Genomic DNA, 24,395 nt, shown 5'->3' on the forward strand with positions numbered 1-24,395 from the left:
CTATTGTGCCACTCGAAACTTTAAAATAGTGCGACTTACAGAGGTATTGAATGAAACGTGCAGTGATTACTGGCTTGGGCATCGTTTCCAGCATCGGTAATAACCAGCAGGAAGTCCTGGCATCTCTGCGTGAAGGACGTTCAGGGATCACTTTCTCTCAGGAGCTGAAGGACTCCGGCATGCGTAGCCACGTTTGGGGCAACGTAAAACTGGATACCACTGGCCTCATTGACCGCAAAGTAGTGCGCTTCATGAGCGACGCATCCATCTATGCATTCCTTTCAATGGAGCAGGCAGTGGCTGATGCCGGCCTGGCTGCAGAAGATTACCAGAACAATCCGCGCGTTGGCCTGATTGCAGGTTCCGGCGGCGGTTCCCCGCGTTTCCAGGTGTTCGGCGCTGACGCAATGCGTAGCCCGCGTGGCCTGAAAGCGGTTGGCCCGTATGTGGTCACTAAAGCGATGGCTTCAGGCGTTTCTGCCTGCCTCGCTACACCGTTCAAAATCCACGGTGTTAACTACTCCATCAGCTCTGCCTGTGCGACATCTGCGCACTGCATCGGCAACGCAGTAGAACAAATTCAGCTGGGCAAACAGGACATCGTTTTTGCTGGCGGCGGCGAAGAGCTGTGCTGGGAAATGGCGTGTGAATTCGACGCAATGGGCGCGCTGTCTACCAAATATAACGACGACCCATCTAAAGCTTCCCGTACCTATGACGCACACCGTGATGGTTTCGTTATTGCAGGCGGCGGCGGTATGGTCGTGGTCGAAGAGCTGGAACACGCTCTGGCTCGTGGCGCGCACATCTATGCGGAAATCGTCGGTTACGGCGCAACGTCCGATGGCGCAGACATGGTTGCTCCGTCTGGCGAAGGCGCAGTACGTTGCATGCAGATGGCGATGCACGGCGTAGATACGCCGATCGACTACCTGAACTCCCACGGTACCTCTACTCCGGTAGGCGACGTGAAAGAGCTGGGCGCAATTCGTGAAGTGTTTGGCGACAACAGCCCGGCAATTTCTGCGACCAAAGCGATGACCGGTCACTCACTGGGCGCGGCTGGTGTACAGGAAGCTATCTACTCTCTGCTGATGCTGGAACACGGCTTTATTGCGCCAAGCATCAACATTGAAGAGCTGGACGAGCAGGCGGCAGGTCTGAACATCGTGACCAAACCGACCGAGCAGGCGCTGACCACCGTGATGTCCAACAGCTTCGGCTTTGGCGGCACCAACGCTACGCTGGTTATGCGTAAACTGAAAGCGTAAGACTGAAAGATTATGCAAAAGGGGAGCCTGATGGCTCCCTTTTTTATATCGTTGACAACCGCTCTGGTTTACAGGCAGACTCCAGCTTCAACATTATCCTCTTGATAATGCGTAAGCGTTTAACGTTATCCAACGCACCTTAATCCTGATAGTCAGGTAGAGGGGGCGTGGACATTCCTCGCCTTACTCTGCATTTTGGAGTAACGCATGACTGCTGTAACCCAACAAGAAAAAACACCTTCGGCGAACTTTTCGCTGTTTCGCATCGCTTTTGCGGTTTTCCTGACCTATATGACGGTCGGTTTACCTTTGCCCGTCATTCCTCTGTTTGTGCACCAGGAACTGGGCTATGGCAATACCATGGTCGGCATCGCCGTCGGCGTACAGTTTCTGGCAACGGTATTAACGCGCGGCTATGCCGGGCGCTTAGCCGATCAATATGGCGCAAAACGTTCGGCGCTACAGGGGATGTTCGCCTGTGCGCTGGCAGGTGCGGCGTGGCTTTTAGCTGCGCTCCTGCCTGTCTCTGTTCCCGTTAAATTTGCATTGTTGATTGTCGGGCGCTTGATCCTTGGTTTTGGCGAAAGCCAGTTGCTCACCGGAACCCTGACCTGGGGGCTGGGGCTGGTTGGGCCAACGCGTTCGGGTAAGGTGATGTCCTGGAACGGGATGGCGATTTACGGCGCGTTGGCCGCAGGTGCGCCGCTGGGACTTCTGATCCACAGCCACTTTGGCTTTGCGGCGCTGGCAGGAACCACGATGCTATTACCACTGCTGGCATGGGCATTCAATGGCACCGTGCGTAAAGTCCCTGCACATGCAGGAGAGCGTCCTTCGCTATGGAGCGTGGTAGGGCTTATCTGGAAACCGGGCCTGGGCCTGGCGCTGCAGGGCGTGGGCTTTGCGGTGATCGGTACATTTATTTCACTCTATTTTGTCAGCAACGGCTGGACGATGGCGGGATTTACCCTGACCGCGTTTGGCGGGGCGTTTGTGCTGATGCGCATTCTGTTTGGTTGGATGCCGGACCGGTTCGGCGGCGTGAAGGTTGCCGTTGTCTCTTTGCTGGTGGAAACCGCAGGACTGATTCTGCTGTGGCAGGCCCCAACAGCCTGGGTTGCACTACTTGGAGCAGCATTAACCGGGGCCGGATGTTCGCTTATTTTCCCGGCATTGGGCGTCGAGGTGGTGAAGCGAGTGCCCGCACAGGTTCGCGGTACGGCGCTGGGCGGTTACGCCGCGTTTCAGGATATCTCCTACGGCGTAAGCGGCCCGGTCGCCGGGGTTCTGGCTACCGCGTACGGTTATCCTTCGGTATTCCTTGCCGGGGCGATATCTGCCGTGGTGGGGATTATGGTGACGCTGCTGACGCTGCGCAAAAGTTAAGCGACCAGCCAGAAAATAGCTAATGCGAGCATCAGCGCAACAAATAGCAGTCCCGGTCGCGCCGACAGTGATTTAACTGTTTCAATCATCGGCGCGAACGGGCTGTAAATGGGCTGCGGATAACGCGGATCGCTGAGCTCGCGTTCGCGTTCCACGCGGCGCAGGAAGATTTGATTGAGCAAGTCCTGCACCTGCACCGTGGTCAGAATCGATTGTGGTTGGATCTGATACGTCTGCTGCGCGTACTCTTTTATTGCTGTCAGCTCATTCGGCTCTAATGGCAGCTTCAGCGCCGCCTGGAGCGTTTGTAGCGTCGGGGCACTTTGCAGGCTGAGCGTCTGGCGCGCCTGTAACCAGGTCACCAGATGCGTAAATTGTTTGGCGGGGATCAGCTCACCGCTTTTTACGCCAGACAACTCCAGCATCGACTGCCAGATCATCTTGCCGGATTCCCCGGTAGCCGCCGCCAGTTTAGTCACCAACTGGTTCAGCGTATTGTGCTCTGCGGGTAATAGCGGTCGGTCGGTGGCCGGGCGCTGCTGCGGCTGCGGTATTGAAAGCTGCCCCTGCTGCAATAGCGTGAGCACGTTCTTTAACTGCTCTGGCGTGAGCTGGCTGAGCGCCGTTTGCCCAAACTGCTGACGGATAAAATCACTCACCGCCTGGCGGTTATTTCCCTGACCAAGTAATTCCGTGAGCTGTGACAGCGCCTGACGATTGGCATGATTTTGCTGAGCAACCTCCAGTCGCTGGTTCAGGTTTTGCTCCGCGGCAGGAAAGTGGCGTGACTGCAATGGCGTGTCACTTTTAACGCCCAGATCGTGCTTCATTCCTGCCCACACCTCGGCGTTTTGCTGCTGGGTGAGCGAAATCAAACGGGTGATTAATCGTTCCAGTACGGTACGTTGTTGCGTGGATAACGGTTGTTCACCCGCAGCGGAAGGGGCATTTTGACCTTCGCCGGGAGGACGGGCGGGCGTACCTGAAATGGGCTGCATCATCTCTGTTCCTTAAATCTGTCCTGACCAGGTCTCGCAGTATGCCTGGCGGCGAGATTATGGCACACTTGCCCGGTTAACTCTCGTTCTCAAACAGGTGCGAAAGACGTGAAAATTCTCGTTGATGAAAATATGCCCTATGCCCGCGAACTGTTCAGTCGTTTGGGGGAGGTCAAAGCGGTTCCTGGCCGTCCGATTCCCGTTGCCGAACTGGATGATGCGGATGCCTTAATGGTGCGCTCGGTGACGAAAGTAAATGAATCACTGCTTAGCGGAAAACCGATTAAATTTGTCGGCACAGCAACCGCAGGCACAGATCATGTGGATGACGCCTGGCTTGCGCAGGCTGGGATCGGTTTTTCCGCCGCGCCCGGTTGTAACGCGATAGCGGTCGTAGAATATGTTTTTTCAGCGTTGCTGATGCTGGCGGAGCGCGACGGCTTCGCGTTACGCGATCGTACCGTGGGTATTGTGGGTGTGGGCAACGTGGGCGGGCGTTTGCAGGCGCGCCTGGAAGCGCTGGGGATCCGCACGTTGCTGTGCGATCCGCCGCGGGCCGATCGCGGTGACGAGGGCGATTTCCGCTCGCTGGACGAACTGGTAGAGCAGGCCGATGTGCTGACTTTCCATACGCCGCTGTTCAAAGACGGACCCTACAAAACGCTGCATCTCGCTGATGACGCACTGATTAGCCGACTGAAGCCGGGTACCATCCTGATCAATGCCTGTCGTGGGCCGGTGATCGACAATACGGCATTGCTGAACCGATTGAATGCCGGGCAGTTGTTAAGTGTCGTGCTTGATGTTTGGGAAGGGGAGCCGGATCTCAACGTGGCATTGCTTGAAAAAGCTGATATCGGCACCGCGCACATTGCCGGATATACCCTGGAAGGAAAAGCGCGAGGCACCACGCAGGTCTTTGAGGCCTATAGCAAGTTTATTGGACACGAACAGCACATTGCGCTTAATACCCTGTTACCTGCGCCGGAGTTTGGTCGTATCACCCTGCATGGTCCGTTAGATCAGCCAACGCTGAAAAGGCTGGCGCATTTAGTGTATGATGTGCGCCGCGATGATGCGCCGCTGCGTAAAGTCGCTGGAATTCCGGGTGAATTTGATAAACTGCGCAAAAATTATCTTGAGCGCCGTGAATGGTCGTCTTTGTATGTGATGTGTGACGACGCAACCGCTGCTGCCTTGTTGTGTAAGCTGGGTTTTAACGCCGTTCATCACCCGGCACATTAATGTCTTCTTAATGCTCCCTGTCGAATAATGCGACAGGGAGGCTTACGTATTTCTGGAGTAAATCACCATGTCTGAAGGCTGGAATATTGCCATTCTGGGCGCAACGGGCGCCGTAGGCGAAGCCCTGCTCGATACGCTGGCTGAACGCCAGTTCCCGGTCGGTGAAATTTATGCGCTGGCGCGTAATGAAAGCGCCGGTGAGCATCTGCGTTTTAACGGTAAATCGGTCATTGTTCAGGATGTTGCCGACTTTGACTGGACGCAGGCGCAACTGGCATTTTTTGTTGCAGGCGTTGAAGCCACTGCCGCATGGGTGGAAGAAGCAACCAATGCAGGTTGTCTGGTTATCGACAGCAGTGGCCTGTTTGCGCTCGAGCCGGACGTTCCGCTGGTGGTTCCGGACGTTAATCCGTTCGTGCTGGCGGATTATCGCAACCGGAATGTGATTGCGGTCCCTGACAGCCTGACCAGCCAGTTGCTGTCTGCGCTGAAGCCGCTGATTGATGACGGCGGGCTGTCACGGATTACGGTGACCAACATTATTTCGGCTTCCGCTCACGGTAAAAAAGCCGTAGACGCGCTGGCCGGACAAAGCGCGAAACTGCTTAATGGCATTCCGATTGACGAAGATGATTTCTTTGGTCGTCAGCTGGCGTTCAATATGCTGCCGCTGCTGCCCGATCGCGAAGGCAGCGTGCGGGAAGAGCGTCGTATCGTTGATGAAGTGCGCAAAATTATGCAAGACGACGGTCTGCTGATCTCCGCCAGCATCGTGCAGTCCCCGGTGTTTTATGGCCATGCGCAGATGGTGAATTTTGAAGCCCTGCGTCCATTGGCGGCGGAAGAAGCTCGTGATGCGTTTTCACGCGGCGAAGATGTGGTGTTGTCGGAAGAGACCGATTTCCCGACCCAGGTTGGCGACGCGTCAGGTACTCCGCACCTTTCCATTGGTTGCGTGCATAACGATTACGGCATGCCGGAGCAGGTTCAGTTTTGGTCTGTGGCAGACAACGTACGCTTTGGCGGTGCGTTGATGGCGGTGAAAATTGCGGAAAAACTGGTGCAGGAGTACCTGTACTAATGTCTGACCTGCAACAGCCGTCAACCCATAAAATTGCGCTGGGCATTGAGTACGACGGCAGCAAATATTATGGCTGGCAGCGCCAGAACGAAGTGCGTAGTGTTCAGGAAAAACTGGAAAAAGCGCTCTCTCAGGTGGCGAATGAACGTATTAATGTTTTTTGTGCAGGTCGCACGGATGCGGGCGTTCATGGCACTGGGCAGGTCGTGCATTTTGAAACCACTGCTCAGCGTAAAGATGCGGCCTGGACACTGGGGGTAAATGCGAATTTACCTGGTGACATCGCCGTGCGCTGGGTGAAAGCTGTACCTGATGATTTTCATGCCAGATTTAGCGCTACGGCTCGCCGTTATCGCTACATCATCTACAATCATCGGTTGCGCCCTGCGGTTTTGGGTAAAGGGGTAACCCATTATTATGAACCGCTGGACGCTGAGCGTATGCATCGTGCAGCCCAGTGTCTGATTGGCGAAAATGATTTTACCTCGTTCCGTGCGGTACAGTGCCAGTCGCGCACACCGTGGCGTAACGTGATGCACATTAACGTCGAACGTTTCGGTGCATATGTGGTGGTGGATATTAAAGCGAATGCCTTTGTACATCATATGGTCAGGAATATTGTCGGCAGCCTGATGGAAGTAGGTGCCCACAACCAGCCGGAGAGCTGGATAGCAGAACTGTTAGCGGCGAAGGACAGAACGCTGGCAGCGGCAACGGCGAAAGCGGAAGGACTGTATCTGGTTGCAGTAGATTACCCGGAACGGTTCGACCTGCCAAAACCGCCTATGGGCCCGCTATTTCTGGCGGACTAATTTGAGTCGTATAAAGGCAAAACTATGGACCTGATTTACTTTCTTATTGATTTTATCCTGCACATTGATGTGCACCTGGCGGAGCTGGTCGCGGAATACGGTATCTGGGTATACGCGATTCTGTTTCTGATCCTGTTCTGTGAAACCGGGCTGGTGGTGACGCCGTTCCTGCCGGGAGACTCGCTGCTGTTTGTTGCTGGTGCGCTTTCTGCGCTGCCAACTAACGATCTTAATGTTCATCTGATGGTGGTATTGATGATTGTGGCGGCGATCGTGGGCGATGCGGTGAACTACACGATTGGCCGGTTGTTCGGTGAAAAACTATTTAGCAACCCGAACTCCAAAATTTTCCGTCGCAGCTATTTGGATAAAACCCATGCGTTCTATGAGCGTCATGGTGGTAAAACTATTATTCTTGCGCGTTTCGTACCCATCGTACGGACATTTGCGCCGTTTGTTGCCGGTATGGGGCACATGTCCTACCGTCATTTTGCGATGTATAACGTCGCAGGCGCGCTGCTGTGGGTCTTGCTGTTTACCTATGCAGGTTATCTGTTCGGCGACCTGCCGATCGTTCAGGAAAACCTGAAATTACTGATTGTGGCGATTATTGTCCTTTCCGTATTGCCGGGCGTAATTGAAGTGATTCGCCATAAGCGTGCTGCGTCACGGGCTGCAAAATAGAAAGTAACTCAGCGGTTCGACCACTTTTTTATCCAAAGTTTCGGGCTGTTATGTTTTAATGTGCAACATTCATGGTCTGTTAGGGGCAAAAATGGCATTATGCGCCCCTTATAACAAAGCTGACTAGGGTTCAGGCAGAAAGGTCACCAATGAGCTGGATTGAACGAATTAAAAGCAACATTACTCCCACCCGCAAGGCAAGCATTCCTGAAGGGGTGTGGACCAAGTGTGATAGCTGCGGTCAGGTTTTATACCGTGCTGAGCTGGAACGTAATCTTGAGGTCTGTCCGAAGTGTGACCATCATATGCGCATGTCGGCGCGCAATCGCCTGCATAGCCTGTTAGATGAAGGTTCTCTTGTGGAACTGGGTAGCGAACTTGAGCCGAAAGATGTGCTGAAGTTTCGTGACTCCAAAAAGTACAAAGACAGACTGGCCTCTGCGCAGAAAGAAACCGGCGAGAAAGATGCGCTGGTGGTAATGAAAGGCACGCTGCATGGTATGCCGGTCGTTGCTGCGGCATTCGAGTTCGCGTTTATGGGCGGCTCCATGGGCTCTGTGGTCGGCGCGCGTTTTGTCCGTGCCGTCGAACAGGCGCTGGAAGATAACTGTCCGCTGATCTGCTTCTCCGCTTCTGGCGGGGCGCGTATGCAGGAAGCACTGATGTCTCTGATGCAGATGGCAAAAACCTCTGCCGCGCTGGCGAAAATGCAGGAACGCGGTTTACCGTATATTTCTGTACTGACCGACCCAACGATGGGCGGTGTTTCCGCAAGCTTCGCAATGCTGGGCGATCTCAATATTGCCGAACCGAAAGCACTGATTGGTTTTGCGGGTCCGCGTGTTATCGAGCAAACCGTACGTGAGAAACTGCCGCCGGGATTCCAGCGCAGCGAGTTCCTGATTGAAAAAGGCGCTATCGATATGATTGTCCGCCGTCCGGAAATGCGCCTGAAACTGGCAAGCATTCTGGCGAAGCTGATGAATCTTCCTGCGCCGAATCCGGATGAGCCGCGTGAAGGCGAGGTGGTACCTCCGGTACCCGATCAGGAATCAGAGGCCTGATAACTTACTCTATGGATTTCGAGTTGCAGGAAGGCGGCAAGAGAGTGAACCCCGATGAGCTTGCGCAGGCAAGTGATTCGGGTGAGCGAGAGCAGCCAATACACCTGCAGCTTGAAGGACGACGAGTAAAAAAGGGCAGGGCCAACTGGCGCTGCCTTTTGCTTTTTTCTACGTAATAAAATTACAGGCATCATGGACAATAAACGTATTCCTCAAGCCGCGTCGCCCCTGGCGTCGTGGCTTTCTTATCTGGAAAACCTGCACAGTAAAACCATCGATCTGGGCCTTGAGCGTGTAAGCCAGGTGGCGCGCAAACTGGGTGTGTTGAAACCCGCGCCATTTGTGTTTACGGTGGCAGGAACCAACGGAAAAGGCACGACCTGTCGTACGCTGGAATCTGTGCTGACCGCAGCAGGCTATAAAGTCGGGGTCTACAGTTCGCCGCATCTGGTGCGCTACACGGAACGCGTGCGCGTGCAGGGGCGTGAACTGTCGGAATCAGCGCATACCGCATCGTTTGCTGAGATCGAAGACGCGCGTGGCGACATTTCTCTGACCTACTTTGAATACGGTACGCTATCAGCGCTCTGGTTGTTTAAACAGGCGCAATTGGATGTCGTTATTCTGGAAGTGGGGCTGGGCGGGCGTCTTGATGCCACCAATATCGTTGATGCTGATGTGGCTGTGATCACTAGTATTGCGCTTGATCATACCGACTGGCTGGGCCCGGATCGTGAAAGCATTGGTCGTGAGAAAGCGGGAATTTTCCGCGCAGAGAAACCGGCTATCGTTGGCGAACCGGAAATGCCTTACACCATCGCGGATGTCGCGCAAGAGTGCGGGGCAATTTTGCAACGCTGCAGCGTGGACTGGCGCTATGCGGTAACTGAGAACGACTGGTCGTTTACGGATAATCACGGAACGTTGGCGCATCTGCCGTTGCCACAGGTTCCCCAACCTAACGCTGCTACCGCACTGGCCGCGCTGCGCGCAAGCGGGCTAAAAGTCAGCGAGCAGGCCATTCGTGACGGCATCAAACACGCGATTTTGCCCGGACGCTTCCAGATTGTGAGCGAGTCGCCGCGAGTGATTTTCGATGTTGCCCATAACCCGCATGCGGCGGAATATCTGACCGGACGTCTGAAAAAGTTAGTGAAAAGCGGGCGTGTACTTGCGGTTATCGGTATGCTACATGATAAAGACATTGCCGGTACGTTAGCCTGGTTAAAAAGCGTGGTTGACGTTTGGTACTGTGCGCCCCTGGAAGGGCCGCGTGGCGCAACGGCAGAACAATTGCTGGAGCATCTGGGCAAAGGCAACGCCTATGACAGCGTGGCGCAGGCATGGTCTGCGGCACTGGCTGAGGCGAAGCCTGAAGATACCGTGTTGGTGTGTGGATCGTTTCACACTGTCGCACATGTCATGGAAGTAATAGACGTGGGGAGAAGCGGTGGCGAGTAAGTTTCAGAATCGATTAGTCGGCACAATTGTGCTGGTCGCGCTGGGAGTGATTGTGCTCCCCGGGTTGCTTGACGGGCAGAAAAAGCATTATCAGGATGAGTTTGCGGCGATCCCTCTGGTGCCGAAACCCGGCGATCGCGATGAACCAGACATGATGCCTGCGGCAACGCAGGCGCTGCCGACCCAGCCGCCGGAAGGGGCGGCAGAAGAGGTGCGTGCGGGTGATGCTGCCGCGCCATCCTTAGATCCTTCACGTTTGACGACGGCCAACAGCGCAGAGTTGGATCCTGTCCCTGCGCCCGTAGAGCAGCCGAAGCCTAAACCGAAGCCGCAGCCTGTTGCCGTCGCTCCGACGCCTGCACCGGCCCCAGCACCTAAACCGGCCGCTGAAGAACCGCCAGCGCCAACCGGCAAGGCGTACGTCGTACAGCTCGGGGCGCTGAAAAATGCGGATAAGGTCAATGAGATCGTGGGTAAACTTCGTGGCGCGGGCTTCCGGGTATATACTTCCCCGTCAACGCCGGTGCAGGGTAAAATAACCCGCATTCTCGTCGGGCCGGACGCCTCCAAAGATAAGCTGAAGAGCTCGCTGGGCGAGCTGCAGAAGCTCTCTGGTCTGAGTGGCGTCGTGATGGGGTACACCCCTAATTAAGGGATTGCGCTATTTACGGCGCAGCTCTTATTCTGGCCGGATACGGTGTTTTCACCGCTATCCGGCAGTGCCCGAAGAGGCATAAAACGGTATGGCGTTGAAGATTTTTTCAGCGCCATTTTTATTTACGCGTGGAAAGGAAATCCCTACGCAAACGTTTTCTTTTTCTGTTAGAATGCGCCCCGAACAGGACGACAGGGCGTAAAATCGTGGGACACATATGGTCTGGATTGATTACGCCATTATCGCGGTGATTGGTTTTTCCTGTCTGGTTAGCCTGATCCGTGGCTTTGTTCGTGAAGCATTATCGTTGGTGACTTGGGGTTGTGCTTTCTTTGTCGCCAGCCATTACTACACTTACCTGTCTGTCTGGTTTACGGGCTTTGAAGACGAACTGGTTCGAAATGGGATTGCTATCGCGATACTGTTCATCGCGACACTTATCGTCGGCGCTATCGTTAACTTTGTGATAGGCCAACTGGTAGAGAAAACAGGTCTGTCGGGAACCGACAGAGTGTTGGGGATCTGCTTCGGTGCTCTGCGCGGAGCGCTGATTGTCGCCGCCATCTTGTTCTTTCTCGATACGTTTACCGGTCTGTCGAAAAGTGAAGACTGGAGTAAGTCGCAGCTGATCCCGCAGTTCAGTTTCATCATCAGATGGTTCTTTGACTATCTGCAAAGCTCGTCAAGTTTCTTGCCCAAAGTATAAACTTTGGGTTGTTGCTGAACGAGGAAAAGACGTATGTGCGGTATTGTCGGTATCGCCGGTGTTATGCCGGTAAACCAGTCGATTTATGACGCGTTAACGGTGCTCCAGCATCGTGGCCAGGATGCCGCTGGCATCATCACCATTGATGCCAACAACTGCTTCCGCTTGCGTAAAGCTAACGGAATGGTGAGCGACATTTTTGAAGCGCGCCACATGCAGCGTTTGCAGGGCAACATGGGCATCGGTCATGTGCGTTACCCAACGGCTGGCAGCTCCAGCGCCTCCGAGGCTCAACCTTTCTATGTCAACTCACCGTATGGCATCACGCTTGCCCACAATGGCAACCTGACCAACGCGCATGAGCTGCGTAAAAAGCTGTTTGAAGAAAAGCGCCGCCACATCAATACCACTTCAGATTCAGAAATTCTGCTGAATATTTTCGCCAGTGAGCTGGATAACTTCCGCCACTACCCGCTGGAAGCCGATAATATTTTTGCCGCTATTGCGGCAACCAACCGCCAGATCCGCGGTGCCTATGCCTGCGTGGCGATGATTATCGGTCACGGTATGGTTGCCTTCCGCGATCCGAACGGCATCCGTCCGCTGGTGCTGGGTAAACGTGATATTGGCGATGGTCGTACCGAGTACATGGTGGCCTCCGAGAGCGTAGCACTGGATACGCTGGGCTTTGAATTCCTGCGTGACGTAGCTCCTGGCGAAGCGGTCTATATCACCGAAAAAGGTCAGCTGTTTACCCGGCAGTGTGCGGATAACCCAGTCAGCAATCCGTGCCTGTTCGAGTATGTTTACTTTGCACGTCCTGACTCTTTTATCGACAAGATTTCCGTCTACAGCGCCCGTGTAAACATGGGTACCAAGCTTGGCGAAAAAATTGCTCGTGAGTGGGAAGATCTGGACATCGACGTAGTGATCCCGATTCCGGAAACCTCGTGCGATATCGCGCTGGAAATTGCCCGCATTCTCGGTAAGCCGTACCGTCAGGGTTTTGTGAAAAACCGCTACGTGGGCCGTACCTTTATCATGCCGGGCCAGCAGCTGCGCCGTAAATCCGTGCGCCGTAAGCTGAACGCCAACCGTGCGGAATTCCGTGATAAAAACGTGCTGCTGGTGGATGACTCTATTGTACGCGGTACCACCTCTGAACAGATTATCGAGATGGCGCGTGAAGCCGGAGCGAAGAAGGTGTATCTGGCCTCTGCTGCCCCGGAAATTCGCTTCCCGAACGTTTATGGTATTGATATGCCTACGGCGACGGAGCTGATTGCACATGGTCGCGAAGTGGACGAGATTCGCCAGATAATTGGCGCAGATGGTCTTATCTTCCAGGATCTGAACGATCTGATTGAAGCCGTTCGCGCTGAGAACCCGGATATTCAGCAGTTTGAATGTTCAGTGTTTAACGGCGTGTACGTCACCAAAGATGTCGACCAGCAATATCTCGATTTCCTCGACTCCCTGCGTAACGACGACGCCAAAGCGATTTTGCGTCAGAACGAAGCGGAAAACCTTGAGATGCACAACGAAGGTTAATGATATCGCCAGCGGCAAAATGTCGCTGGCTTTCATCAGTCACTAACTACGCCGAAGCGAATAGCGTATTTCTGTACCTTGTATTGCAGCGTCGTTCGAGAAATATTGAGACTGCGTGCCGCAGCGGCAATATTTCCCTGACAGGTATTTAGTGCCGTTTCAATCAGGCTTTTTTCGAACCTGGCTACCTGTACATCAAGGGAGCCATCTCCCTCAGACTCCGCGCGTACTGGGCGGCTGACAACGGTTGGGATATCCGTAACCCCTAAGCTTAATTCTTCCTCTTCAAAGACAATTTTTTTTAGCATTCCGTCGTTTTCTTGCATAATCATGCTGCGCACGATGGCATTTTCCAGCATCCTGACATTGCCGGGCCAGGTATGATGTAACAAGGCAATACGTGCGGCTTCGCTCAGACCATGTATATCTTGCGGCACATCATTACGGTATTTATCGATGAAATAATTAGCCAGTAGCGCAATATCTTCCGGACGTTTGCGTAAAGGCGGAAGGGTGAGCATACCCACATTCAGACGATAAAACAGATCTGCGCGTAGCTTACCTGTTTGAATCAGCCGTGCGGGCGTTTCATTCATTGCCGCAACGATACGTACATCAGAATGGATCTGCTGTTGACCGCCCAGCCGCCAGAACGTTTTATCCTGGAGAAAACGCAGGAGCTTACTTTGCATCTCAATGGGCATCGCGTTTAGTTCATCCAGAAAGAGCGTTCCTCCGTTGGCCAGTTCCAGATACCCCTGACTATTTTCTGCTCCGGTGTACGCACCGCGGACAGTACCAAAAAGTGTACTTTCGATGAGCGTCGGCGGGAGTGCGCCGCAGTTCAGGGCAATAAAAGGTTTGTCAGCGCGTTTACTACATTGATGGATGAGACGAGAAAAAAGCTCTTTACCGGTTCCTGTTTCGCCAACGATAGTCACTGGAATATTGCTGGCTGCCAGACGTTTTGCCTTCGCAATGTTGTGCAGCATTTCCGCATTCTCAGTAATGATTGCGTGGTGTTTTTCATGGCGATCGGCATAGAGCAGATGGTTTAGTTCAACAACCTGCTCCTGCAGCCGCCTGACGCCGGACATATTCCTGCCAATTTCAATCACGCCAATCATACTGCCATCGCTTGACCAGAGCGGGGCGGTGGTATGTTGATAATCTACCGCCTGGCCGCGTGCGTTATAGTAAATCTGGTAGTGTCCAATATATTCCACGCCCTTCTTCAATGATGAAAGCATGGTGCTTTGCGTCTCTTTCATGCTCGGATAGACGTCCAGCATATGTTTTCCTAATGCCTGCTCAATGCTATATCCATCCAGATCCGCGCTTTCCTGGTTGTAGTAGACATACTCGCCACGTTCATTGATCACCGCCAGGGGTTGGTGGATGAGGTCGAAGAAGCGGGAGAATATTTTAAGTGCTGCAGCCAGCTCTTTGTTGGTCGAAGCCATAGCCGGATTCCTTCTTTTCCTGTTTTTCACTGCATCATTATAGAGATGACGAATTTTCGTCGTTTTGATGAATAACATGCTAAGTGACAAAAAATATAATTCGCTATTATTTATAACGTATTGATTTTTAATAAATAAAAACATGGCATGCCTGTTGCTATATATCCATCAAATGAATGTGGATTCTTGTGATGAAAATAAGCAGAGGATGTTATGACTGATTCGATTATTCAAAACTACAACCAGTTACGTGAGCAGCTGATAAAGAACGATCGCCGTTTCCAGCAAAAAGAGGGGCACTTGTGTTTTGAAGGCGTGGATCTGGATGCGTTAGCACGCAAGTATCCTACCCCGTTCTATGTGTTCTCTGAGTCAGAGATCATTCGTAATATCAACGAAATTCAGCAGGCGTTCGCTGCCCACAAAAACACTAAAACTTTTTTTGCTTCTAAAACCTGTTCAGTAATGGGCGTTCTTCAGGCCATTCGTGACGCAGGAATTTGTGCAGAGGCAAATTCGCAGTATGAAGTGCGTAAATGCCTGGAAATTGGCTTTCGTGGCGATCAGATCGTTTTTAACGGCGTAGTGAAAAAACCTGCAGATCTGGAATATGCCATTGCCAACGATCTGTACCTGATCAACGTCGACAGCCTATATGAACTGGATCATATCGACGCGATCTCCCGTAAATTGAAGAAAGTTGCCAATGTCTGCGTGCGCGTGGAACCCAACGTTCCTTCTGCGACACATGCAGAGCTGGTGACGGCTTTTCACGCTAAATCGGGGCTGGATCTGGAGCAAGCGGAAGAAACCTGTCGGCGGATTTTGGAAATGCCTTATGTCCATCTGCGCGGATTGCACATGCATGTGGGCGACCAGGTGCCGGAGTCGGAACCGTTTGCCAAAGCGACAAAAGTGCTGGTGGATGAATCCCGACGCCTGGAAGAGGTTCTGGGCATTAAATTTGATCTTATCAACGTAGGCGGCGGTATCCCTGTGCCCTACAAATATGATGAAGAGAATGGTGATCCGCTGAAAGACAACATGTATGCCGGGATAACGGCGCAGGACTTTGCTGATGCGGTTATTCGTGAAGTTCATAAATGGCGTACGGATGTGGAGATCTGCATTGAGCCTGGGCGTAAAGTGACCGGCTCGGCTGCGGTCCTGTTAACCGAAGTTGCCTGTGAAAAACGTAAAACGAACTACGACCTGAACGGCAATGTGGAATGTCATGTTGAATGGAAATTTGTTGATGCCGGATACAGCGTGCTGTCAGACAGCCAGCATTTTGACTGGTTCTTCTACGTCTACAACGTCTCCAGAATGACCGATGCTCACGATGCGTGGATCAAACTCGCCGGACCGCTGTGTGATGGCGGTGACTATTTCCATATGGGCGTGAAGGGGGAAGAGTTCCTGATGCCGCAGAACACGCAAATCGGCGATATCGTCGCGTTTCTGGATGCGGGCGCTTATACCATCGAAAGCCAAACCGTGTATAACAACCGCCCACGCTCAGCTGTTGTGATGATAGACAAAGAGGGTAAAGACCGCTTAATCCGTCGGGAAGACAGTTACGAAGATATGGTCAAGTACGACATTTATTAAATCTCATTTTGGGACTCCGGCAGCGGCTGGAGTCCGTGAGTCAGGTGATTCGAAGAGGGCAGTGATGCCCCTGAGTGCATAACAGGAGATGGCCATGAGTAACAATAGTTCTGGCTTACTTGGCATCAAAGATATTGTCTTTATGAATGTCATTGCCATTCTGAGTTTGCGGCAAATACCCAATGTCGCGCCCTACGGCGCTTCAGCAATGTTGCTGTGGGTGATCGCCGCATTCTGTCTGTTCTTCCCTCTGGCGATGGTGTGCGGTGAACTGTCGACCGGATGGCCGAAAGATGGCGGGATATTCGTCTGGATCAAAGAGGCGTTTGGGAAACGTATCGCGTGGATAGTGGTGGTGTGCTTCCTCTTTTCCTGCGTGTTGTTTTTTCCCTTGATGCTTCAGTTCGGTTTTACGGCGTTGGGGTACATGATAGGCGGGGGCCTCGCAGAGAATAAGGCCTTTATTGGTATTGGTTCGGCGGTGATTTTTTGGTTGCTGACGTTAATGAATATTCGCGGCATGGAGTGGACCAAAATTATCAATAGCGTCAGCGCCTGGTGCGGCGTGTTCATCCCATCCGCCATTTTGATTATCCTGGCTATTGTGTGGTTGGCGACCGGGCATAAGATGCAAACCGATTATGCGACGGCGGCGAACTGGGTTCCTGATCTGAGCCATTGGGATACTATCGTCTTTCTGTCGAGCATGATGTTTGCTTTCGCCGGGCTGGAAGTCGCGCCAATGATTGCCGGACGTACGCGCAATCCGCAACGTGATTTCCCGCGCGCGATGGCGGTTTCTGCAGCCGTTATTGTTGGGATTTACATGGTTGGTACCTGGGCGCTGAACACACTGTTACCCGCGGGAAAAACCGATATTGTGGCGGGTGTGATGCAGGCAATGCATGCCGCGGCGGATACGTTACATATGCCCTGGCTGATCCCGGTAATGGCAATCTGCATGTTCTTTGGTGCATTAGGCCAGATCAACTCCTGGCTGGTAGGTCCTATCTACATGCTTCAGGAAGCCTCGCGTGAGGATAATTTGTTAGGGGATAAAATTGCCCGGTTGCATCCAGTCTGGAAAACGCCAGCCTTTGCGCTGATTGTTCAGGCAATAATCGTTACGGTACTGTGTTTCTCAACCTTTATCTCCCCGAGCGTCGCCGCAGCATACTGGATGCTGACTGCATTGACGACCATCACCTATTTCATTCCTTATCTGGTGATGTTCCCGGCATTCTGGCGTTTGCGTCAGACGCAACCGGATACGCCCAGAAGCTTCAAAATCCCTGGAAAAGTCTTACCTGCCGTCCTGCCTGCACTTGGATTTATCTCTATTGCTTTTGCTGTCGCATTACTGTTTATCCCGCCTTCACAAATTGATATGGGAGGATATTTCCAGTACGCCGGCAAGATCGTGGGTGGCGCGTTGCTGGCCGTCATCGTTGCTGAATGTATCTATCACCGGGCCCAGAAACGTAACGCTCGTCTGAGCGTGGCAGGAGGAAAATAAAATGTATATGCCAATCCTGGAAATCAATTTACGCAAGCTGGAAGAAAATGCCCGAACGGAAAAAGCGCTGTTAGCCAGCAGTGGGATTGAGGTCATGGCCGTCAATAAAGTTTTTGATGGCTGTATTGAAACCGCACAGGCGGTATTTGATGGCGGCATTAAGGTGATTGCAGAATCGCGGACCTATAACCTGAAAAAAATCCGTGAAATCGGCTGTACAACCTGTCTGCTCCGCAGTCCTTGCCTGAGTGAGATTGAAGATGTTATCCGTTATGCCGATATCAGTCTGAACAGCGAACCCATCATCCTGCGGGCGCTATCTCAGGAAGCCCAACGCCAGGGGAAAACGCATCAGGTATTGCTGATGGTGGATATGGGGGATTTACGCGAAGGTATCTGGTTCACCGAGTATTCACACATTCTCAGCACCATCCGGCTCATTCAGGAATTGCCTTGCCTGGAACTGTATGGCCTGGGAACTAACTTCAACTGCTATGGCACGGTCTTGCCGACGGTAAAAAATGGTGAAGATTTTCTGGCACTGGCCGCACGAGTCGAGCAGGACAGCGGTGTGGCAGTTCGCCGACTCTCTGCCGGTAATTGCACCAGCTACCATTTACTGGATAAAGGTATTTGGCCTAAGGGGTTAAACCACCTGCGTATTGGGGGGCTACATGAGTTCGGCATTGAATATGTCGAGATGAAGTATCTGAATGAATTTCATCACTCTACAAAACCGGTGGAAAAAGCCTGTTCCGACATGTATGTACTTGAGGCAGAGATTATTGAGCTGAACAGCAAGCCAACAATACCCGTTGGAGAACTTGGCGTAGACGCCTTCCTGCAAACAAAAACCTTTGTCGATCATGGCACGCGTTTGCGGGCGTTGTTGGCATTTGGTCGACAGGATGTCCCTTCCGATAACTGTGTGCCTTGCGATGACAATATCACCATTCTGGGACAAACCAGCGATCATACGCTGGTGGATATTGAAGCATGCGAGCAGCCGCTGAAAGTCGGGGATATCATCCGCTTTGAACTCGACTACACAGGGCTTCTGATGGCCTGTCAGACGAAGGGCGTTGCCACGCGGTTTATTCGTTAAGCCACTGCCGCCACAGTAGTGCATATGTGGCGGCGTCTCTGACCCTTTCTGAGACAGGGAGTGACCATGAGTACCCTGCAAGCGCTACCCCCCGTCGAACCTGAAAATGGATTACGACGAAACCTCAAAAAGCGTCATTTGCTGATGATGTCGCTCGGCGGGACAATCGGTACAGGTTTGTTTATCGGCATAGCCGAACCGCTGAATAGCGTTGGACCAGCTGGAACATTGTTGGCTTATCTGTTCGCTGGTGCGATTATGCTGGCAACTATGATGTGCCTTGGCGAACTGTCCTGCGCATTTCCCCACTCAGGCTCATTTCAGCATTATGCGTTGATGTTCATGCCCAATCCTATCTGGAGCTATACCATTGGCTGGTTATATTGGCTGAGTTGGGTGTTTTCCCTGGCGGCGGATCTGACTGCTGCGGGCTTCATTGCCCATCAATTTTTCCCCGTTATTCCTATCCACTTCTTCTGTCTTATCATTCTTGTCGTGTTAACGCTGATCAATCTCTGTTCGGCGAAAAGTTTCGGCGAATGTGAATACTGGTTATCTGCGATTAAAGTTTTCGCGATAGTGCTTTTTATCGCGGCGGGTGGGGTAATGATCTTCTCGTTGTCAGGAGACACGAACTGGCATCCAACGTTAAAAAGTGGAGGATTGTGGTTTCCCCACGGATGGGAGCAAATTCTGGTCTGCATGACAATCGTCATCTATTCGTTCCAGGGCGTTGAGCTGGTTGGAAACGCGGCAGGCGAAACGGAGTCGCCGCATAGTGTCTTACCCAAGGTGATTCTTGGAATCGGTCTGCGTATTATTCTGTTTTACGGTCTGGCGATTGCTGTTCTGGCGTTGGTTTATCCGCAGGGAAAGATACCCGATGGAACCAGCCCCTTCGTGTGGGTATTCTCACATGTCGGTATGCCTGGCGCAGATGTCCTGATGACGCTAGTCATATTCTCTGCTGCTGTGTCAGCGGCGAATTCCGCAATCTATGCCAGTTCACGCATGTTATGGTCAATGTCGGGCGACCGTTTCGCCCCCCGTTTTTTCGCCAGGACTAACGCCAGCGGTGTGCCTGTTTACGCTATTCTGATAACAGTAATGCTGGCTCTGGTATCGATGCTGACTCGCTATATTCCTGCACAGAAATTCTATATTTTGTTGATTGCCAGTACCGGGCAGGTGGGTTGTCTGGCGTGGATTACTATTGGCTGGTGTCAGTATCAGTTTCGCAAGGCTGTGAATGACGGGAAGTATTCCCCTGATTTACTGCGCTATCGTTCACCGTTTTTTCCCTGGATGGCCAGGTTTGTTATTGTTACAAATGTTGCCATTATGGTGGGAACCTGGTTCAGTGAAAAAGGGGGCGTGATCATGCTGGTAGAACTGGCTTTTATGGTTTGTATTCTGGTTTCATGGTATGCGCTAAAACCTGCTTTGCGGACTGAAGAGGAGAGTGATTCCAGGTTGTCTGCGGTAAAGAAATACGGCACAGTTAGCCCATCAAGTGATGGAAAAGTAAAATGAAACGACTCATTGTAGGGATTAGTGGCGCAAGCGGGGCAATTTACGGCGTGCGCTTGCTGCAGGTTTTGCGTGACGTTACCGATGTGGAAACCCATTTGGTGATGAGCGCCGCTGCCCGGCAGACGCTGGCGCTGGAAACGGACCTCTCCGTGCGCGACGTGCAGGCGCTGGCGAATGTGACTCATGATTCGCGAGATATTGCCGCCAGCATCTCCTCCGGCTCTTTTCAGACCGCTGGAATGGTTATCCTGCCGTGTTCAATTAAAACGCTTTCCGGCATCGTCCACAGCTACACCGATGGGTTGCTTACCCGTGCGGCAGATGTGGTGTTGAAAGAACGTCGTCCGCTGGTACTGTGCGTGCGTGAAACGCCTCTACATTTGGGGCATCTGCGGCTGATGACCCAGGCGGCAGAAATTGGCGCGGTGATTATGCCGCCTGTCCCGGCATTCTATCATCGCCCGCAAACGCTCGATGATGTGATTAATCAAACGGTTAACCGCGTACTTGACCAGTTTGATATCTCCCTTGCGCAGGATCTGTTCACCCGCTGGCAAGGGGCGTAATCCGTTCTATTCGCGTGCAAAGAAACATCCATTGCCCTGTTTCAGGGCAATTTTGTAACCGCGATCATATCCTCAACATTTAATTCGCTAAAACCCAACGAAACGCTGCGGTTCAACCGTCAGACCTGCTATCTTCAAAATCAGGACATTGTTGCAACGTTTTATTAACATATTTAACGTCGAATATCCTCATCGACGCCAAAATGGCATAAGACCTGCATGAAAAAGTCTGCAAACACACAACACAACGTAAAACATAATAAAATTACGCCACCTGAGGGTTATGTATGAAGAAGACGGTTCTTGCTTTGTCTTTGCTGGTAGGACTCTGTGCCACCGCGGCCAGCCACGCAGCACTTCCGCAGACGGTTCGTATTGGTACAGATACGACGTACGCACCTTTTTCCTCTAAGGATGCTAAAGGCGACTTTGTCGGCTTTGATATCGATCTGGGAAATGAGATGTGTAAGCGCATGCAGATCAAATGTACCTGGGTTGCCAGCGACTTTGATGCGCTAATTCCGTCGCTGAGAGCGAAAAAAATTGATGCCATTATCTCCTCGCTTTCTATCACCGAGAAACGTCAGCAAGAGATTGCGTTCTCCGACAAGCTTTACGCAGCAGACTCACGTCTGATCGCCGCGAAAGGTTCTCCGATTAAACCGACTCTGGATTCCCTTAAGGGTAAACACGTTGGTGTACTACAAGGCTCTACTCAGGAAGCCTATGCCAATGACAACTGGCGTAGCAAAGGCGTGGATGTAGTGGCCTATGCGAACCAGGACCTCATCTATTCTGACCTGACGGCGGGGCGTCTTGACGCAGCGCTGCAGGATGAAGTCGCGGCCAGCGAAGGCTTCCTGAAGCAGCCTGCCGGTAAGGGCTACGACTTTGCAGGTCCTTCGGTGAAAGATAAAAAATACTTTGGCGACGGAACCGGGATTGGTTTGCGCAAAGATGACACCGAGCTGAAAGCTGCTTTTGATAAAGCGCTGGGTGAACTGCGCAAAGACGGCACTTACGACAAAATGGCGAGTAAGTATTTTAACTTTAATGTCTACGGCGATTAATACGTCGCAGCGGGGAATTGACTGCACCATTGCGGGTAACTATTGCGGTGCATAATACATTCAGTGCACTGTTTTGGTGCTGTTGTCGCTGACATAATAAGCATGAGTGCATACTTAAGCGCTTTTCATGCAAATAAATACCGCCGACAGGGCAGAATGCTTTGCCTTGTCGGCCTGATTAATGGCACGATAACTGCACCTGGTCCTGTAAAGATCCCCTATAAAAGACAGTCTGTTGAGGATAGTTATGAAAAAACTGGTGTTGTCTCTTTCTCTGGTTCTGGCTTTCTCCAGTGCTACCGCAGCATTTGCCGCCATTCCGCAAAAAATTCGTATCGGTACGGATCCGACTTATGCGCCGTTCGAATCGAAAAATGCGCAGGGTGAATTAGTCGGTTTTGATATCGATCTGGCAAAAGAGCTGTGCAAACGTATCAATACACAATGTACCTTCGTGGAAAACCCGCTAGACGCGCTGATCCCTTCGCTAAAAGCGAAGAAAATCGATGCGATCATGTCCTCGCTTTCCATTACTGAAAAACGTCAGCAGGAAATCGCCTTTACCGACAAGCTTTATGCAGCCGACTCGCGTCTGGTTGTCGCTAAAGATTCTGCTATTCAGCCGACCATTGAATCGTTGAAAGGTAAACGTGTTGGCGTGCTGCAGGGCACAACTCAGGAAACGTTCGGCAACGAACACTGGGCGCCAAAAGGCATTGAAATTGTCTCCTATCAGGGACAAGACAATATCTATTCTGACCTGACAGCAGGGCGTATTGACGCCGCATTCCAGGATGAAGTCGCGGCCAGCGAAGGCTTCCTGAAACAGCCGGTCGGTAAAGATTACAAATTCGGCGGCCCGTCTGTGAAAGACGAGAAGTTATTCGGCGTGGGTACCGGTATGGGGCTGCGCAAAGACGATAACGAGCTGCGCGAAGCACTGAACAAAGCCTTTGCTGAAATGCGCGCTGACGGGACTTACGAGAAACTGGCAAAAAAATACTTCGATTTTGATGTTTACGGCGGTTAATCACCGCAGGTGCTGATAAAGCCCGTAGATTTTTGACGCGTTGAATTTACGCCTGATGGCGCTGCGCTTATCCGGCCTACGGTAATTTTGTAGGCCGGATAAGGCAAAGCCGCCATCCGGCATTTAACGGTTAGTCTGAAATCAAAAGAGGCTTATTACTCCACCACACACGACAGGACAGGCAGCATGTTGTATGGCTTTTCAGGTGTTATTTTACAGGGCGCAATTGTTACGCTTGAGCTGGCACTCAGCTCGGTGGTACTGGCGGTTCTGATAGGTCTTGTCGGCGCGGGAGCTAAGCTGTCGCAAAGCCGGGCAATGGGGCTTATTTTCGAAGGGTACACAACGCTTATCCGCGGAGTGCCCGATCTTGTCTTAATGCTGCTCATCTTCTACGGGTTACAAATTGCGCTGAATACCATTACCGATGCAATCGGTATCGGCCAGATTGATATCGATCCAATGGTCGCGGGTATTATTACGCTCGGGTTTATCTACGGCGCCTATTTTACCGAAACATTTCGTGGCGCATTTATGGCCGTGCCAAAAGGCCATATCGAAGCCGCGACGGCATTCGGTTTTACCAGCTCACAAATCTTTCGCCGCATTATGTTCCCGGCGATGATGCGTTATGCCTTACCGGGGATTGGCAACAACTGGCAGGTCATTCTTAAGGCCACGGCTCTGGTGTCGTTGCTCGGACTTGAGGACGTAGTGAAAGCCACTCAGCTTGCCGGGAAAAGTACCTGGGAGCCGTTCTATTTTGCCGTGGTGTGCGGGGTCATCTATCTGGTGTTTACCACGGTATCTAATGGTGTGCTGCTGTACCTTGAGCGCCGCTATTCCGTGGGTGTGAAGAGGGCTGACCTGTGATTGAGATTATTCAGGAATACTGGAAGTCCCTGCTGTGGACTGATGGATATCGTTACACTGGCGTTGCTATCACTCTCTGGCTTCTGATTTCGTCGGTGGTGATGGGCGGGATTCTGGCGCTGTTTTTGGCGATTGGTCGCGTTTCCAGTAATAAATTTATCCAGTTTCCCATCTGGCTGTTCACCTATATTTTTCGTGGCACGCCGCTGTACGTTCAACTGCTGGTGTTTTATTCCGGGATGTATACGCTGGAGATCGTCAAAGGAACGGACTTCCTTAACGCGTTTTTCCGCAGTGGGCTGAATTGTACCGTGCTGGCATTGACGCTGAATACCTGTGCCTACACCACAGAGATTTTCGCCGGGGCTATTCGTTCTGTACCCCATGGTGAGATTGAAGCCGCGCGGGCTTACGGTTTCTCGTCGTTTAAACTGTATCGCTGCATTATTTTACCTTCCGCACTGCGTATTGCGCTGCCGGCATACAGCAATGAAGTGATTCTAATGCTGCACTCCACGGCGCTGGCATTTACCGCCACGGTGCCTGATTTGTTGAAGATCGCCCGTGATATCAACTCGGCAACGTATCAGCCGTTTACCGCCTTCGGTATTGCCGCTGTACTGTATTTGATTATTTCGTATGTCCTGATCAGTCTGTTCCGTAAAGCGGAAAAACGCTGGTTGCAGCATGTATCCTCTAAATGATTCGAGTAAC

22 protein-coding genes are annotated in these 24,395 nt (G+C 52.1%); 20 read left to right on the forward strand and 2 right to left on the reverse strand.

Annotated elements, in window-relative coordinates:
- The first annotated feature begins 50 nt into the window (after positions 1 to 50).
- Positions 51 to 1,271 carry a beta-ketoacyl-ACP synthase I gene (gene fabB / locus NMD08_RS08380; protein ID WP_046670107.1) on the forward strand — a complete coding sequence of 407 codons (1,221 nt, stop codon included), beginning with the start codon at positions 51 to 53 and terminating at the stop codon, positions 1,269 to 1,271.
- A 207-nt stretch (positions 1,272 to 1,478) separates the two neighbouring features.
- The gene (locus tag NMD08_RS08385) at positions 1,479 to 2,657 is read left to right on the forward strand and encodes an MFS transporter (RefSeq protein ID WP_370619960.1); all 1,179 of its coding nucleotides are present in this window, start codon (positions 1,479 to 1,481) and stop codon (positions 2,655 to 2,657) included.
- Here NMD08_RS08385 and flk read toward each other — a convergent pair.
- Positions 2,654 to 3,655: a flagella biosynthesis regulator Flk gene (gene flk, locus NMD08_RS08390; protein WP_210904660.1), complete on the reverse strand. Its 1,002-nt coding sequence runs from the start codon at positions 3,653 to 3,655 to the stop codon at positions 2,654 to 2,656. The two genes, NMD08_RS08385 and flk, sit on opposite strands and share 4 nt — an antisense overlap.
- Positions 3,656 to 3,763: 108 nt before the next feature.
- Between flk and pdxB the strand changes: the two genes are divergently transcribed.
- The 9 genes from pdxB (at position 3,764) to purF (ending at position 12,914) form a co-directional block, all read left to right on the forward strand.
- Positions 3,764 to 4,900, forward strand: coding sequence for a 4-phosphoerythronate dehydrogenase PdxB (gene pdxB, locus NMD08_RS08395; RefSeq protein ID WP_252837791.1), 1,137 nt, complete (start codon positions 3,764 to 3,766; stop codon positions 4,898 to 4,900).
- Between the two features lie 67 nt (positions 4,901 to 4,967).
- Positions 4,968 to 5,981, forward strand: coding sequence for an aspartate-semialdehyde dehydrogenase (locus NMD08_RS08400; RefSeq protein ID WP_187253472.1), 1,014 nt, complete (start codon positions 4,968 to 4,970; stop codon positions 5,979 to 5,981).
- Positions 5,981 to 6,793, forward strand: coding sequence for a tRNA pseudouridine(38-40) synthase TruA (gene truA, locus NMD08_RS08405; protein ID WP_151219941.1), 813 nt, complete (start codon positions 5,981 to 5,983; stop codon positions 6,791 to 6,793). The genes NMD08_RS08400 and truA overlap by 1 nt, the downstream gene beginning before the upstream one ends.
- A 24-nt stretch (positions 6,794 to 6,817) precedes the next feature.
- Positions 6,818 to 7,477, forward strand: a complete 660-nt coding sequence (locus NMD08_RS08410) for a DedA family protein (RefSeq protein WP_103770339.1) — start codon at positions 6,818 to 6,820, stop codon at positions 7,475 to 7,477.
- Positions 7,478 to 7,626: 149 nt separating this feature from the next.
- Positions 7,627 to 8,541, forward strand: coding sequence for an acetyl-CoA carboxylase, carboxyltransferase subunit beta (gene accD / locus NMD08_RS08415; RefSeq protein WP_115601722.1), 915 nt, complete (start codon positions 7,627 to 7,629; stop codon positions 8,539 to 8,541).
- Positions 8,542 to 8,733: 192 nt separating this feature from the next.
- Positions 8,734 to 10,002, forward strand: a complete 1,269-nt coding sequence (gene folC, locus NMD08_RS08420) for a bifunctional tetrahydrofolate synthase/dihydrofolate synthase (protein ID WP_151219940.1) — start codon at positions 8,734 to 8,736, stop codon at positions 10,000 to 10,002.
- Positions 9,992 to 10,654, forward strand: coding sequence for a cell division protein DedD (gene dedD / locus NMD08_RS08425; RefSeq protein ID WP_187253470.1), 663 nt, complete (start codon positions 9,992 to 9,994; stop codon positions 10,652 to 10,654). The genes folC and dedD overlap by 11 nt, the downstream gene beginning before the upstream one ends.
- Positions 10,655 to 10,874: 220 nt before the next feature.
- On the forward strand, positions 10,875 to 11,363 hold the full coding sequence (cvpA, locus tag NMD08_RS08430) for a colicin V production protein (RefSeq protein WP_005129678.1): 489 nt from the start codon (positions 10,875 to 10,877) through the stop codon (positions 11,361 to 11,363).
- Between the two features lie 33 nt (positions 11,364 to 11,396).
- Entirely contained in the window at positions 11,397 to 12,914 is a 1,518-nt protein-coding gene (gene purF / locus NMD08_RS08435; protein WP_005129677.1) for an amidophosphoribosyltransferase, read from the forward strand.
- Positions 12,915 to 12,949: 35 nt separating this feature from the next.
- On the opposite strand, the gene NMD08_RS08440 is transcribed toward purF, so the two are convergent.
- The gene (locus NMD08_RS08440; protein ID WP_187253469.1) at positions 12,950 to 14,377 is read right to left on the reverse strand and encodes a sigma-54-dependent Fis family transcriptional regulator; all 1,428 of its coding nucleotides are present in this window, start codon (positions 14,375 to 14,377) and stop codon (positions 12,950 to 12,952) included.
- Positions 14,378 to 14,590: 213 nt separating this feature from the next.
- Here NMD08_RS08440 and NMD08_RS08445 point away from each other — a divergent pair, with 213 nt between their 5' ends.
- From NMD08_RS08445 to hisM, 9 genes are all read left to right on the forward strand, one after another.
- The gene (locus tag NMD08_RS08445; RefSeq protein WP_187253468.1) at positions 14,591 to 15,988 is read left to right on the forward strand and encodes an alanine racemase; all 1,398 of its coding nucleotides are present in this window, start codon (positions 14,591 to 14,593) and stop codon (positions 15,986 to 15,988) included.
- A 94-nt stretch (positions 15,989 to 16,082) separates the two neighbouring features.
- Positions 16,083 to 17,504, forward strand: a complete 1,422-nt coding sequence (locus tag NMD08_RS08450; RefSeq protein ID WP_151219937.1) for an APC family permease — start codon at positions 16,083 to 16,085, stop codon at positions 17,502 to 17,504.
- Between the two features lies 1 nt (position 17,505).
- Positions 17,506 to 18,609: an alanine/ornithine racemase family PLP-dependent enzyme gene (locus tag NMD08_RS08455; RefSeq protein ID WP_151224770.1), complete on the forward strand. Its 1,104-nt coding sequence runs from the start codon at positions 17,506 to 17,508 to the stop codon at positions 18,607 to 18,609.
- 66 nt (positions 18,610 to 18,675) lie between these two features.
- Positions 18,676 to 20,142 carry an amino acid permease gene (locus NMD08_RS08460; protein ID WP_210904528.1) on the forward strand — a complete coding sequence of 489 codons (1,467 nt, stop codon included), beginning with the start codon at positions 18,676 to 18,678 and terminating at the stop codon, positions 20,140 to 20,142.
- Positions 20,139 to 20,708, forward strand: a complete 570-nt coding sequence (locus NMD08_RS08465) for a UbiX family flavin prenyltransferase (RefSeq protein WP_151219936.1) — start codon at positions 20,139 to 20,141, stop codon at positions 20,706 to 20,708. Before NMD08_RS08460 ends, NMD08_RS08465 begins: the two co-directional genes overlap by 4 nt.
- A 287-nt stretch (positions 20,709 to 20,995) precedes the next feature.
- Positions 20,996 to 21,778, forward strand: coding sequence for a lysine/arginine/ornithine ABC transporter substrate-binding protein ArgT (gene argT, locus NMD08_RS08470; RefSeq protein WP_370619962.1), 783 nt, complete (start codon positions 20,996 to 20,998; stop codon positions 21,776 to 21,778).
- Between the two features lie 247 nt (positions 21,779 to 22,025).
- Positions 22,026 to 22,808: a histidine ABC transporter substrate-binding protein HisJ gene (gene hisJ / locus NMD08_RS08475; protein ID WP_003028120.1), complete on the forward strand. Its 783-nt coding sequence runs from the start codon at positions 22,026 to 22,028 to the stop codon at positions 22,806 to 22,808.
- Between the two features lie 186 nt (positions 22,809 to 22,994).
- Positions 22,995 to 23,681: a histidine ABC transporter permease HisQ gene (locus NMD08_RS08480; RefSeq protein ID WP_016150709.1), complete on the forward strand. Its 687-nt coding sequence runs from the start codon at positions 22,995 to 22,997 to the stop codon at positions 23,679 to 23,681.
- Complete coding sequence (gene hisM / locus NMD08_RS08485; RefSeq protein WP_003028116.1) at positions 23,678 to 24,385, forward strand: histidine ABC transporter permease HisM; 708 nt, start codon at positions 23,678 to 23,680, stop codon at positions 24,383 to 24,385. Before NMD08_RS08480 ends, hisM begins: the two co-directional genes overlap by 4 nt.
- Positions 24,386 to 24,395: the final 10 nt, after the last annotated feature.

Source organism: Citrobacter meridianamericanus (assembly GCF_041320245.1).
Classification (GTDB): domain Bacteria; phylum Pseudomonadota; class Gammaproteobacteria; order Enterobacterales; family Enterobacteriaceae; genus Citrobacter; species Citrobacter meridianamericanus.

Coding starts and splice junctions, on each gene's coding strand:
- fabB (WP_046670107.1), top strand. CDS start 51: ATGAAACGTGCAGTGATTACTGGCTTGGGCATCGTTTCCAGCATCGGT.
- NMD08_RS08385 (WP_370619960.1), top strand. CDS start 1,479: ATGACTGCTGTAACCCAACAAGAAAAAACACCTTCGGCGAACTTTTCG.
- flk (WP_210904660.1), bottom strand. CDS start 3,655: ATGCAGCCCATTTCAGGTACGCCCGCCCGTCCTCCCGGCGAAGGTCAA.
- NMD08_RS08400 (WP_187253472.1), top strand. CDS start 4,968: ATGTCTGAAGGCTGGAATATTGCCATTCTGGGCGCAACGGGCGCCGTA.
- truA (WP_151219941.1), top strand. CDS start 5,981: ATGTCTGACCTGCAACAGCCGTCAACCCATAAAATTGCGCTGGGCATT.
- NMD08_RS08410 (WP_103770339.1), top strand. CDS start 6,818: ATGGACCTGATTTACTTTCTTATTGATTTTATCCTGCACATTGATGTG.
- accD (WP_115601722.1), top strand. CDS start 7,627: ATGAGCTGGATTGAACGAATTAAAAGCAACATTACTCCCACCCGCAAG.
- folC (WP_151219940.1), top strand. CDS start 8,734: ATGGACAATAAACGTATTCCTCAAGCCGCGTCGCCCCTGGCGTCGTGG.
- cvpA (WP_005129678.1), top strand. CDS start 10,875: ATGGTCTGGATTGATTACGCCATTATCGCGGTGATTGGTTTTTCCTGT.
- purF (WP_005129677.1), top strand. CDS start 11,397: ATGTGCGGTATTGTCGGTATCGCCGGTGTTATGCCGGTAAACCAGTCG.
- NMD08_RS08440 (WP_187253469.1), bottom strand. CDS start 14,377: ATGGCTTCGACCAACAAAGAGCTGGCTGCAGCACTTAAAATATTCTCC.
- NMD08_RS08445 (WP_187253468.1), top strand. CDS start 14,591: ATGACTGATTCGATTATTCAAAACTACAACCAGTTACGTGAGCAGCTG.
- NMD08_RS08450 (WP_151219937.1), top strand. CDS start 16,083: ATGAGTAACAATAGTTCTGGCTTACTTGGCATCAAAGATATTGTCTTT.
- NMD08_RS08455 (WP_151224770.1), top strand. CDS start 17,506: ATGTATATGCCAATCCTGGAAATCAATTTACGCAAGCTGGAAGAAAAT.
- NMD08_RS08460 (WP_210904528.1), top strand. CDS start 18,676: ATGAGTACCCTGCAAGCGCTACCCCCCGTCGAACCTGAAAATGGATTA.
- NMD08_RS08465 (WP_151219936.1), top strand. CDS start 20,139: ATGAAACGACTCATTGTAGGGATTAGTGGCGCAAGCGGGGCAATTTAC.
- argT (WP_370619962.1), top strand. CDS start 20,996: ATGAAGAAGACGGTTCTTGCTTTGTCTTTGCTGGTAGGACTCTGTGCC.
- hisJ (WP_003028120.1), top strand. CDS start 22,026: ATGAAAAAACTGGTGTTGTCTCTTTCTCTGGTTCTGGCTTTCTCCAGT.
- NMD08_RS08480 (WP_016150709.1), top strand. CDS start 22,995: ATGTTGTATGGCTTTTCAGGTGTTATTTTACAGGGCGCAATTGTTACG.